This window comes from Candidatus Dadabacteria bacterium (genome assembly GCA_026705445.1).
Lineage (GTDB): Bacteria > Desulfobacterota_D > UBA1144 > Nemesobacterales > Nemesobacteraceae > Nemesobacter.
The window spans coordinates 25,197-38,551 of the sequence record JAPPAR010000043.1; the positions used below are offsets into that span (position 1 = coordinate 25,197).

At 48.6% G+C, this 13,355-nt stretch carries 6 protein-coding genes and 1 pseudogene; 2 read left to right on the top strand and 5 right to left on the bottom strand.

The features are described from left to right. Positions 1 to 93 precede the first annotated feature (93 nt). The 5 genes and pseudogenes from lpdA to OXG75_08245 all read right to left on the bottom strand — a co-directional run bounded on the left by lpdA (position 94) and on the right by OXG75_08245 (position 7,547). Positions 94 to 1,524, bottom strand: coding sequence for a dihydrolipoyl dehydrogenase (gene lpdA / locus OXG75_08225; GenBank protein MCY3625955.1), 1,431 nt, complete (start codon positions 1,522 to 1,524; stop codon positions 94 to 96). A gap of 6 nt (positions 1,525 to 1,530) precedes the next feature. Then, positions 1,531 to 2,829, bottom strand: a complete 1,299-nt coding sequence (locus tag OXG75_08230; GenBank protein MCY3625956.1) for a 2-oxo acid dehydrogenase subunit E2 — start codon at positions 2,827 to 2,829, stop codon at positions 1,531 to 1,533. Between the two features lie 13 nt (positions 2,830 to 2,842). Next, positions 2,843 to 5,512 (bottom strand): annotated as a pseudogene (gene aceE, locus OXG75_08235) (pyruvate dehydrogenase (acetyl-transferring), homodimeric type). Between the two features lie 352 nt (positions 5,513 to 5,864). Further along, entirely contained in the window at positions 5,865 to 6,512 is a 648-nt protein-coding gene (locus OXG75_08240) for a hypothetical protein (protein MCY3625957.1), read from the bottom strand. Between the two features lie 156 nt (positions 6,513 to 6,668). Then, complete coding sequence (locus tag OXG75_08245; GenBank protein ID MCY3625958.1) at positions 6,669 to 7,547, bottom strand: DUF5677 domain-containing protein; 879 nt, start codon at positions 7,545 to 7,547, stop codon at positions 6,669 to 6,671. Positions 7,548 to 7,907: 360 nt separating this feature from the next. Here OXG75_08245 and OXG75_08250 point away from each other — a divergent pair, with 360 nt between their 5' ends. Together OXG75_08250 and OXG75_08255 are read left to right on the top strand one after the other, a co-directional pair. Beyond that, complete coding sequence (locus OXG75_08250) at positions 7,908 to 9,380, top strand: P-loop NTPase fold protein (protein MCY3625959.1); 1,473 nt, start codon at positions 7,908 to 7,910, stop codon at positions 9,378 to 9,380. A gap of 65 nt (positions 9,381 to 9,445) precedes the next feature. Next, the coding region (locus OXG75_08255; protein ID MCY3625960.1) for a hypothetical protein at positions 9,446 to 13,355 on the top strand (3,910 nt) is incomplete at its 3' end.

The window sequence follows — 13,355 nt, forward strand, 5'->3', positions numbered from 1 at the left end:
TTCACATGCCTCTGGTTCGCGTCAGGAGCCCCGCCGCAGCGTCTTCCCTGCATTCCAAGATTGATAATGTCGAGGCGCTTTTCTGTGCCATACCTACCGTGACTTCTTTCTCGGACGCCTTTTCATAATGTGAGTGCTTGCCCCGTATATGCCTTCTGCCGCTTCCATAATGGTCTCGGTCAGGGTTGGGTGAGGATGTATTGAAAAAGCTATATCCTCAGCAGTCGCGCCCATTTCAATTGCCAGCACGGATTCCGATATTAACTCCCCCGCTTGCGGTCCAACAATTCCGACGCCGACCACCCTCCCGGTCCCCTTATCGGTTATGAGCTTCGTCAGGCCATCGGTCCTGTTAAGCGTAAGGGCCCTGCCCGATGCAGCCCACGGAAATTTAGACACATTCACTTCCATCCCTGCTTCCCTAGCCTCGCTTTCAGTAATCCCGCACCAGGCGATTTCGGGATCGGTAAAGATTACCGCCGGAACGGCCCTAGGGTCATAGTGGGTCTTGGCCCCGGTTATGACCTCGGCCACGATCTTGGCTTCATACGTCGCCTTGTGGGCAAGCATGGGTTCCCCGGCAACATCCCCGATTGCAAAAATCGCCGGATCGGCCGTTTTTCTCTGGGAGTCCGTCTCTATAAAGCCCTTCCCGTCCACCTCGACCCGGGTGTTTTCAAGGCCGAGACCTTCCGTGTTCGGTACTCTTCCGACCGAGATCAGGACCTTTTCGTATTTCTCCTGGAAGCTTTTCCCATCGACTTCAAATGAAACTTGAACTTCGTTGTCTAACTCACTTATAGAAACTAATTTTGTTTCAAGCATTATGGAGCGGAATTTCCGATCGAGCCTCTTTTTAAGCACCGCCGCAAGATCCCTGTCAACCCCCTGTACGAGCCCGGAAAGCATCTCGACAACCGTGACCTCGGTGCCGAGAGAAGAGAAAAACGTTCCAAGCTCAAGGCCTATGTAACCTCCGCCCACCACAAGCAGGGTTTTCGGAATCTCCCCTAGGGACAAAGCGCCGTCGGAATCGACCACGTTCGGGGAACCGAAATCCACTCCCGGTATTCTCCTCGAAACGGAACCTGTGGAGATAATGGCATTTTCGAACACTACTTCCCGCTCCTCGCCGGAAGCCGTTACAACGCGAAGGGTGCCGGAAGAGGTAAAAGACGCCCTTCCCCGCAGGTAATTCACTTTTCTCGCCCTAACAAGCGTGCGAAGCCCGCCCGTGAGCTTGGAGACCACCTCGTCTTTCCACGAAAAAAGCTTCTCGGGGTCGATCTCCGGTTCTCCGTAGCTAAGGCCGAAATCCGCCGCGTCCCTTGCCTCCTCGGCCACCTTCGCCGCGTGCAAAAGGGCCTTTGAAGGTATACATCCCCTGTAGAGACAGACTCCTCCGGGGTTTAGCTCAGGATCTATAAGCGTTACTTTCTTTCCCTTGTCGGCGAGGGCAAACGCCGCGGGATATCCCCCGGGGCCCGCCCCTATTACCGCTACTTCCGTTACCACTCTCTCCATCGCCCGTTACACCCCTTCGAATATGCTCTCGGGAGAGCGCTCAAGCATTTCGCATAGCCACCTGAGGAACCTAGCGGCTTCCGCCCCGTCTATAATCCTGTGATCGTAAGAAAGCGAAAGTGGAAGCATGAACCTCGGCGTAAACTCCCCGTCAACATATGCGGGCTCAAAGGATGATCTTGAGACTCCCAGTATGGCCACCTCAGGCGGATTGAGAATCGGGGTAAAGAAGGTCCCCCCTATTCCCCCGAGATTGGTTATGGTGAAGCTTCCTCCCTTGAGCCTGTCAGGAGAGAGCTTCTTCTCCCTCGCCGCAGAAGATATCTCCGTTAACTCAACCGATATCTGCGTTATGTCCTTTTTGTCGACATCCCTTATCACCGGAACAAGAAGTCCTCTTTCCGTATCCACCGCGACCCCGATGTTTATGTATTTTTTGTAAACGATCGTGCGGCTGCCCATATGTATGCTTGAATTGAATTTCGGAAACTCCGGAAGCGCCCGGGAAAGGGCCTTTACCAGAATCGCGGTTACAGTAAGGTTCCCCCCGGCTTCTGACACCTTGTCTCTCTTAAGTTTTCTAAGCTCCTCAAGCCGCGTGGCATCCGCCTTGTCAAACTGCGTCACGTGCGGGGCCGCCCACGCTTGGGAAAGGCGCTCGGCTGTAAGCTTCCTCACGGTCGAGAAACTCTCTGTAACAGTCTCTCCCCATCTCGAAAAATCGGGAAGCTCGGGTTCCTCGGGCGTCGCCGGCTGGGCGGATGAAGCGGATATTATTATGGCCTTTGCGTGAGCCTTTACGTCCCTCTCAAGTATCCTCCCGCGGGGACCCGTTCCCGAAACGGATGAAAGCTCTACGCCGAGCTCCCTCGCAAGACGTCTCACGGAAGGTGCCGCCGCCACCGCTAGAGGTCCCGACGGGGCGATATCGTCCGCGGGAGCAGTTTGGGGTGGTGTGGCCTGTTTTTTCTCCTCTCCGGGTTCTTTTTCAGGAAGGGGCGCTTGCGCCGCCGCGGGTTTTCCCTCTTCTTCGGCCGCGGGAGCGTCCTCTGGGGGTTCCCTGCCCTCATCGTCCCCGTTCATCCTCACGAGTACCTGGCTTATTTCCACCGTGTCCCCGGCGCTTACGCACACGTCGACAATCGTTCCGTCGGCCGGGGAAGGAATCTCAACGGCGGCCTTGTCCGTTTCCACCTCAAGCAGGGGCTGCTCGAGAGTGACTCTGTCTCCGGGCGAAACGAAAACCTCTATCACCTGCCCGGATTCAATTCCTTCTCCAAGTTCGGGAAGCCTGAATTCTATCAACTTACGTTCCTCGTCACGTGACCGCGGGGTTGGGCTTCCCCCGGTCGATTCCAAATTCGCTTATCGCCTCGCTGACGGTTTCCTCGTCAACCCTGCCTTCCCTCGCAAGCTCATGGAGCGCCGCAATCGCGATGTGACGGTAGTCGACCTCGAAGAAGTCGCGAAGCGCCTCCCGGGTGTCGCTTCTTCCGAACCCGTCGGTGCCGAGAGAGACAAGGGGCTTGGGGAAATAGGAGGAAATCGAATCGGGGAGGCTCTTAAGATAGTCGGTCGCGGCAACAAAGACCCCGTCTTCCCCTTCCATGCACTCTGAAATGTAGCTTTTTCTTCTCTTCTCTCCGGAATTGAGGCGGTTCCATCTTTCCGCTTCCTTCGCGTCCTGGTAAAGCTCCTTGTAGCTCGTGATGCTCCAGACGTCGGTCGGGATGCCGTAGCCGCTCTCAAGAACCTCCCTCGCCCAGAGAACCTCGTTCATGATGGCGCCGCTTCCGAAAAGATGGACCTTTTTCCCCGAGTCCTTGAGCGAAGAAAACGCGAACCTGTACATCCCTTTTATTATACCTTCCTCGACCCCCTCCGGCATGGCGGGCTGCACGTAGCGCTCGTTCATCACCGTTATGTAGTAGAATATCTCCTCCCCGTCCTGGTACATCCTCTTTATCCCGTCCCTGACTATCACGGCTATCTAGTAGGAGAAAGCCGGATCGTAGGCCTTTAGGTTCGGATAGACGTAGGCGAAATGATGGCTGTTTCCGTCCTGGTGCTGGAGACCCTCGCCCGCAAGGGTGGTCCGCCCCGCCGTGCCTCCCACCATGAACCCCCTGCACTTCATGTCGGCGGCGGCCCAGATAAGGTCCCCTATTCTCTGAAAGCCGAACATCGAGTAGTAGATGAAAAAGGGGATGGTGTTTATGCCGTGTGTCGAGTAGGCCGTGCCGGCCGCTATGAAGGAAGACATGCTGCCCGCCTCGGTTATGCCCTCTTCTAGGATCTGCCCGTCCTTTGCCTCCTTGTAGTAAAGAAGGGTGTCCGCGTCAACGGGCTCGTAGAGCTGTCCCACGCTTGAATAGATGCCCACCTGGCGGAAAAGCGCTTCCATCCCGAAAGTTCTTGCCTCGTCAGGGACTATGGGGACTATCAGATCTCCTATATCCCGATCCCGCATGAGTCTTGAGAGCATGTGGACGATTACCATGGTCGTGGCCACTTTTCTCTTGGATCCGGAAGCCTTTTTAAACTCCTCGAACACTCTCTCCGGGATCTTCTCAAGGGGTTTAGCCCTTACGATCCGTTTCGGGATGGGTCCGCCGAGTGCCTCCCTCCTCTCGCGGAGATAGTTCATCTCGGGGCTGTCGGGAGCGGGCCTGTAGAAAGGAGCTCTTCTGATTTCCTGGTCCGTAATCGGTATGTAGAACCGGGACCGGAAGCGCTTTAGCTCTTCCTCGTTAAGTTTTTTCTGCTGGTGGGTTATGTTCTTGCCCTCCCCCGCTTCCCCGAGGCCGTAACCCTTTATGGTCTTTGCGAGAATCACAGTGGGAGAACCGGTGTTCTCAACCGCGGCTTTGTAGGCGGCGTAGACCTTCTCTGAGTCGTGCCCTCCTCTAGCGAGTTTCTGAAGCTCCTCGTCCGTGTGGTTCTCGACCATTTTCAGGATCTCGGGGCGGGTGCCGAAAAAATGCTCCCTTATGTATTTCCCGGGAGATATGGTGTACCTCTGGTAATCCCCGTCAAGGGCGGCTTCCATCCTCTCGACCAGAAATCCGTCTTTATCCTGTGCCAGAATCGGGTCCCAGGTCCCTCCCCAGATAACCTTTATCACGTTCCACCCCGCCCCCCTGAAGATTCTTTCGAGCTCCTGTATTATCTTGCCGTTTCCCCTGACGGGTCCGTCAAGGCGCTGGAGGTTGCAGTTGATCACGAATATCAGGTTGTCAAGCCTCTCCCTCGACGCGAGGGTGATTGCTCCCAGGGTTTCGGGCTCGTCGGTTTCCCCGTCCCCGATAAAGGCCCACACCTTGGCGTCGGTGCGGGGCTTTAGACCCCTGTCCTCTAGGTACCTGTTGAAACGGGCCTGGTAAATCGCCATTATGGGAGAAAGTCCCATCGAGACCGTCGGGAACTCCCAGAAGTCCGGCATGAGCCAGGGGTGGGGATAGGAGGAGAGGCCGTCTCCGCCGAGCTCCCTCCTGAAATTGCGCATCTGCTCGATAGAGACCGTGCCTTCGAGAAACGCCCTTGCGTATATGCCCGGCGAGGCGTGTCCCTGGAAGTAGATCATGTCCCCTTCCCGGTTCTCGTCGCCTGCCCTGAAGAAGTGGTGGAACCCTATCTCGTAGAGCGTGGCGGCCGAGGCGTAGGTTGAGATATGTCCTCCGATGCCGTCGCTTATCCTGTTTGCGCGCACGACCATGGCCATGGCGTTCCACCTTATTATGCTTCTTATGTTGCGCTCTATTTCGTAGTTGCCCGGGTAAGGCGGCTGGTCCTCAAGGGCAATGGTGTTCACGTAAGGGGTGTTCGCGGCGTAGGGAACCTGCACGCCTTTTTTCTGGGAGTAAATCCTGAGCTTTCTGAGCAGTTCAGCTGCCCTCTCGCGCCCGGAGTTCTCAATCACGTATTCTAGTGATTCGATCCATTCCCGGTCTTCGGCTTCTTCTTCCGAAATTTGAGGATCTTCTTCCATTATCCGTACAAAACGCGGCGAAGCAGTGCCACGGGGGAATTTGCAACACGGAAAAACCACGTTGTCCTTGCTATCGAGAATCCGACCTCAGACGCTCAAAAAGGTGTTTCGGACCCTAAGCGGAATCCCAGATTCGGAAAAACAGTTTAACCGCAGGGGAGAAAATATCACTAACGATGCGGAACTATTTCGGCGCTTTTTCTTTTTGAGAATCATCCAAGACAATTCCAATGAAGAACATATTACCGAAGGTCAGAAACGCTGAGTTTACAGGTAAGTTTCAATCGAGCAGCCCGTGATTTAAACTAATTTTGTACTAGACAAAAGCCTCTCTTAGGAAGGTACTATGTCCTCATTTAACAATTCCCAATTCACGTGCCATGCGGTTTCCAATTTCTTCAGCTTCTTGTACAAAATCCATCAGAGGTGATAAATCTTCAATATAGTGAACCCATGTTTTGTTTAATAATTCTTCCCAAGAATAACGCTTCAACCATAATTTCACATCTTTGTCAAAATAAATACAAAGATCTTTGAGATTCTTTAGGTCATTGTTAGAAGGAGTATCGGTAGGTTCAGATTCGGAGCGCATGAACGCTTTTAGTTTGAGGGATCTATTTTTCATTTCGTGAGCATATAGATCCTCAAGTTCTCGGGAAATTTCATCAGGAATTAGACTATAGATCTTTTCGAGATTATGACTAGCCGCTCTACCTTCCTTATGAAGACCACATAATTCCAGTATGCATTTCAACCTCAGTTCTAAGGCAATACCAAAATTAAAATGGCTTGCCGTCTTAAGAGATTCCCAAACATTATGAATTCTCCAACCCGTGGAACCTCCTATTCGGTTTTGATTACCATCCTCAACTTTCAATTCACGTATTCTCTCCTCTATGAAAAACGTAGCCTCTAGAAATGCTTTTGTATCACCTATCAGCTTTAGATAGCTGTCTCCATCAATTCGTGGTTTTGCAGTTTCTTCGTTTTGTGAACTCACTCTTCACCTCCTTTATAGTTGCAAAGATCCTAGCTGTTGCATGGTTTTAGAGCAGATGATTTTTATCGGGCATAATTTAGGCACGTAGTTTCAAGAATCAAATGCGACAGGATAACCGGGTTTTACGCGAGCTTAATTTTGCACTGTGATTCAGCTTCAATTCTGCCATTGTTCTGGTGGAGCTAATTCCCATATACCGATAATCGGCGGCATCCCGCGTTCTCCAATTATCTCCAAGATAGATTTGTAATCCAATTCTTTTACTAATTCATCAGATATTTTCAGCGTATTCGGAGACTCGATAGCCAGGCCGACGGTACATACGAAAAAAAGCGACCCCCAGTAAAGAGAAAAAGATCCTCTATAGAGATTTAGATGAGCCGGTTCAATCGAGAACTTTCCGGGTTCCCGTTCTGTGACCAGTCGTGCGAGTTCCATGGGACTGAAATGCACGAAGCGGGATGTCGCACGATAGACAAGTTCATACGTTGATTTTTCTCCTACTTTTTCTGCAAGCCATAATGTTGAAGGAATTCTTTTAGGATCAGGCCAGTTTAGTTTTTCTCCAAGTTGATGCATTTCCTTTCGACTGTCATTTTTTTCATTCTGAAATTTTTCCAGATAAGGCAAGAGTCCAAGTTTCTCCGTTTCCGACCTTCCCATTGTTTCATCCTGAGTGCTCAGACACTTGTAAACTTCATCTATCCCTATACAGCCAATTAGTGAATCTGCATCTGGTAGCGAAATTTCAGCCAAGTACTTGCTCCAAATAAACTCCTCGCACATAAGCCTCAGAAATGAACCTGTGATAAAACCTTCTCCATCCTCGACTAATTGGGAAATCAGCCTAAGGGAGTCAAACTGTCTGCGCAGTATGGTTCTGCAGACAGTCGCAAGACGTCCATTGCCTGGTTCCCAATTTATCTCACTCGCTTTTTCAATAAATCCGCGAGTTAAATTCAATATATTCTGGATATCGTTTTTAAGTGGGGCCAAATCCGCCACGGGTCTATGGATGGGGGGCTCTTTTGCCAAGAAAATCCTCCTTGCTTCTTTTGTACTTAAATAGGTAGTTAGACAAACAGTATAATTTGCCTCTCAAAATTTTTGGGAGGTAAGTTTGCGTGCATATCAATCTAGCCACCTTAGTTTTTACTTTATTTGTATTTTTTGGAGAAGAAATTAATAAAATAGATCTCGATCTTACCAATAGGGAATGGTTGAGAAGTGGACCCCATAACACAATTTTAACAAACCACTTTGTAACAAATTTCACCCGGTGGGCAGTACTCCATACCTCCACTTCCCCGCATCTATTATTATACATGGAGTAGCAAGTATAATTACCTTTTTGAGAAGACGAAAAAGTCATCTAAACAAGGAGGTTAGAACTTCATGGGAATACGTATCCGACCACGTGAAATTGATATAACAGAGGAGGAACCATTCAAAAACGATTTGCTCAACCGAAAGGAATCCGTTGAGGTCTTAACCCATCTCGTCGAATCTATAGAAGGTCCATGCGTCCTAGCCGTTGATGCAGCTTGGGGGAGAGGTAAGACCACATTCCTCGCTATGTGGGCACATCATCTTCGCAAAATGAAATTCCCCGTAGTTGAATTCAATGCATGGGAGACTGACTTCTCTGGAGACCCTTTTATCGCTCTCTCCATAGAACTAGCTGAAGGCGTGAAAAATAATCCAAATAAAAAAGACTTTACTGAAAAAATCGATTCCATGGAGAAGATATCTAAGCAGCTTCTTAAACTAGCTGTTTCAGGCGCTATTCGATTCTTGACCAGCGGGATATTAGACATTGATCCATTGCTGGAAAAACAATCTGGTCATGTACCTCAATCTTCTACGGAAAACAGGTTAAACGAATACTTGGACGCGAAGGAGTGCATCAAAGAATTTAAGCGTGTCCTCCAAGACTTAGCTGTTGTGCTGTCAGAATCTCACGAGAACCGACCCCTGATTGTGGTAATTGACGAGTTGGACAGGTGTCGTCCTTCCTACGCCGTTGAACTGCTTGAAGTGGTCAAGCACCTATTCGAAGTGGACCATATTGTTTTCGTACTAGCCATTAATCGTTCCGAACTCGCTCATTCTGTTAGAGCACTCTATGGAAGCGGGTTTGATGCGGACAACTACCTGCGTCGGTTTTTTGATTTTGACTTCCAACTTCCCGAGCCTGGACGAAGGGAATTTATCGACTCGATGATTGAGGCAGTAAACATCAGAGAATACTTCGAGAGAACTCTTGACAAAAATGTTGATGTTAACATTCTTCCATTCTTAATGCAGGCTTTCTTCGGTGATCCTGACCTTAGTCTTCGGACCATAGCACAGGCAATTCATCGCCTTGGATTAGTGTTCGCATCTTTACGTAGAGATCAGTGGTCATTCATTCCGATGGCTGTTGTGCTTTTAATCATTCGGACAATCGATTCAGACCTTTATTACAAGTTTATCCGTGGCAAAATCACCGACTCTGAGGTTGTTAAAACGGTGTTTGATCGTCCTGGAGTGAAAGACTTGCAGTGGAAAAGAGAAGGTTACATTTTTGAAGCTGTAGTGATTTTGGGTGCGCACGAACGAGATAATGAATCTATTCTAACCACAATTCAATCTCCACTTTATAAAAAGCATAAGGACTTTTATGAGAAGCATAAGGACTTGGTTGGTACTGAATCAGAAACCCCAGACCTTAAACGCGCATATAACGTCCTCCTAGGGGTCGAAAATTTGCGTAAACCATACATTCAAGGAAATACGCTCGGATTCAAGGAATCGGTTCAGCGACTTGAACTTCTTACACCTTCTCTAATTGATGAGCACACGGAAGCAATTTCGCAGGATTCCTGAGATGAGCTAACTCTGGGGTGACATAGGATTCCCTAGAAAATCCTAATATTAACGGAGGCATATTCTTGACAAACCAAGAAAGATTCAATCAGAAATTAGAAAAAATTTCAGATACACGTGACATTAAAATTTCTGATACTGCAAATATCTCCGCTGAAATGTGGGAGAAATCTCGAAGCGGTGCCTGGGCCGTCAGAGGATTTGATTATCAGCACATGGTTTCCGCGCTTATCCTCGTTCGGCAGTGGGCAGGTCTTACACCTTCTGGGTATCTCGTTCCCGAGGGCTTCGAGGATTGCGTAATCGAATCTTCAGACCGCAACACTTGGATTCAGATCAAATCGCGTAAAGAGGATACGTTCAGTAACTCTGAAATTGACAGTCTTCTGAATGCCATTGAAGCCAAGGCCGCATCAATTAAGAGTGGAGAAGAGTTTCGGGCTGCTCTTATCTTAGAAAAACCATGTTTGACTATAAGCGAAATCGGAATTGATCAACTCCTTAAAGATGATTCGCAAACAGTTTTTGTGTGTAGCGATCCATATCCAGAAATCATAAGACTAATTTCGAAGCAACTTGGCGTGGCAGAAATGATTGCGGAAGGGCTTGCAAACAATCTTTACAGACTGGTTGCCGATACGTCTGCGGGAAATGCGTCTGTAGCTTTTGACACAAGGATGCGCATATCCACGACCGAAGTGGAACGGCAGATATCTGAATATCTGGAATGTTCAGATTCATCAGCAATAAACGAGGCATTTTACAACGGGGCGTTGCAACCTATTGATTTTGTTACTCCCATTGATGAACCAAATTTTTACCAAGGTGTTAAGGTCAAGCCAGGTCATGTCGCAGCAAGCTTAGTTGTGGATCGTCCAGATGATGTAAACAGGGTCACCGATATGCTTAAGCGGAAAAAAAATGTACTTGTCTCAGGTCCATCTGGCGCCGGAAAATCTGCCTTGTTGTGGTTATCAGCGAATGGTTTAGCGGGAGAATCAAAACTGTTTCAAGTTACGGGACTGGCAGCTGTTGCTGACACTGAGAACATTATCCGGTTCGTTCGGGCTCGCAGACCAATAAGCACCTCCCCAATCAGTCTGATATTCGACGAAGTAGGCTCAACAAACAGCGATCTTTGGAACGTGCTAGCCCACAATTTAAGTGGGCTAGGGGAAGTGTATCTTCTCGGTTCGATACGCCAAGAAGATACAAACCTGATTGTTAACCAAGCGGATACAGAATTTATTCCGGTAAGACTCGACGAAAACTTGGCGCAACGGGTTTGGCAAGAACTGTCTGCGAGAAACCAGACGAATTGGACTCACTGGCGTGAACCGTTTGAGCAATCAGATGGCTTGATGCTTGAATATGTTCACATCCTGACACGGGGAAAGCGGCTAGATGATGTTATCAGTGACCAAGTTCGGCAAAGGGAAACTGAGGGCCGAAACAATGAACTGGCCATTATAAGAAGCACTGCTGTGCTCTGCGCACACGGCGGTGAAGTCAGGGCAGACAGGTTGTTTGAACTGCTGGAGTTAGAACCGGGAGATGGAAGGCGTTCATTGAGGAGACTTATTGATGAACATCTTGTCCGAGAGAGTCGCTCGGGCGTACTTGGTGGACTCCACATGCTTCGCTCGAAAGCTTTGTGCAAAGCTTCCCATGATGAGATTGCATTCATAACCGAAGATACTCTCTGGCATAGCCTTCCGGCAACTACCAAAGAGACATTACCGAGATTGGTACAATCCCTTCTTGCGGATATCAGGGATGAGGAAGAGGATCATGTACTTCTAAAACTAGCCCAAATGCTCGGCAAAAACCGCGAAACCGATTTATGGATAGCAGTCCTAACTGGATTAGGACTCGCAACGCTTGAACGCTCTGCCGTTTCATTCATATCCATACTCGAACAGCACGGTTTACACCGCTACCTCTGGCATATAGCAGCAGTGGCTGCGGTTATTCCCGACTTCGATATTACAGGGTTATCAGAACACTCGCAGTCTCAGAACTTGCAAGATGCCATATCGGCTTTCCAGAAGTCGCCAATAGATGACTTGCGGTCTGCCTGTTTAAAAAAACTTTCAACAGAAAGCAGAGTTCCTACCAGCTTCTCTATTGAACAGACCAACAAACTGTTTTCCTGCTTAGTGCCTATATTCGGAAGCGAACCTGTAAAAATTCCATTTGAACCGGATTTCGCTAATAACAGCGAACCGGATATATATCAGGTAGCAACCTTTCTGTCCACTGCTTACCTGATCGGTCCTGACCTAGCAGAGAATTTCGTAAAAATTTTTGGAGGTGAACAATTTCTATTTAATCTCTTTCATTCACAGACCCCTTGGGTCACTGCGCCAGTAATCGATTCCAACGGCACTCATGGACGTACAGTGCGTTCTGACTGGTTTTATGTAGACGAAGAGTACCAACCTGACCCCCATAGTACTATCGTCAACATCTGTGAAACTCTGCTTGCCTTATCTCCAAGATCAAACGCCGTAGCTTGTGATGCAATCAATCCTTTTGGAGAAATCATTGCCGTTGATGAGTTCAGTCTTTGGTCCAAGAACATTCCCAGAAAAAACCTTCCGCCAGACACCCGTATCGCATGGAACGTGGCTTTTGCCCAGATAATGGCAGCCAGAACCTCTACAACAGACAGGCTGACCGATTATGCAAAGCAGATGGATTCACTTGTTCGGAGAACCGAAAAAGTCTTCCATTCCTATACCGAAAAATGGATCAAAGGGAAATCCATCTCGAAAGCGACGGTGGATTCGCTAATTACCGAAATCAAGGGAATTGTGGATGGTGTTAGTGAGTTCATCTTCACCGACCCAATAACTCTTCCGCATTTAATGACGAAACCGGTTAAAGCTTCCGACACCGACAATCTGGGCAATTTGTTGATATCAGTACTTACTAATCTCCTCCCCCGATTAAACGAAATCGAAGGCATAAAAGCCACCGCCACATTCGCTGGAGACCTTGCGACTCGAGCAGAAGAGCACTCCAGTTCGGACATATGGCGCATAATGTCATCGCCACATCCCAAACTGGCTACTTTGTCGAGTCGTCTCGACGATGTTATGTGTGTTATGCATGAAATGGATCAATGTAAGGGCGGACCAACCAAAATTCCGGGAATCATGAAGCCGATACGGAAAGCGCCTCTAGGAAAAGCAGTTGCCTCAGCCGCAAGACACTGTCGCTCTATAGCTGATCAGCGCTTTCGGAAGAAATTGTCTACTGTTGAGAAAGCTTTTAAGGAAAGGGGGTGGACCGTCCGTTGCATAGACCGAACTCTCGACGAAAACGATTCCCCATACTGGCCACCACGGGATGTAGCAATTCTTGTGATTTTGTCGGATTTCGAGACAGAAGAAGCAATGCGCTACTACATGGAATGCCCCATCATTGGGGAACAATCCCTAGGAAGTGATTGGCAATTTAGGACAGTTCCAGTCGTAAACAATTTGCTTCTCCCACATCTTGCCTTACATCTGACATCAATCGGACCAATACCGGATTTGGATTTCTCTCGCGATTGGTCAGATCATATAGACTATACTTTCCTGAAATCAGAGGTCTTAGAGAAATTTGACGAGGCTGCAGCTGCTTGTATTAGCATGTCGGCAATAATTGCGTGTTGTGGGCATAAAAACGACCTACACACCAATGAGGTCGAGGCGATTTCGCAAGCAAAAGAAACCTTTAATAGAAATTATCACTTTCTTGCAAAAGTTGTTGAGTGTACAGATTCTGAGGATTTAGAACTCGCACTTGAATACCTATACCAAAGCTACAATCGAGTTGTCAAAGAAGTCGAAGATACAGACGCCAATAATGTAATTGATAACCCCTTGTATAAGATTGTTTATACATCTCTAGATGGCGAGGAGAATGAAGACGTTCTTAACCTTGCCTGTATACGCTTAATGATTATGCAGGATGAGTTGTCTC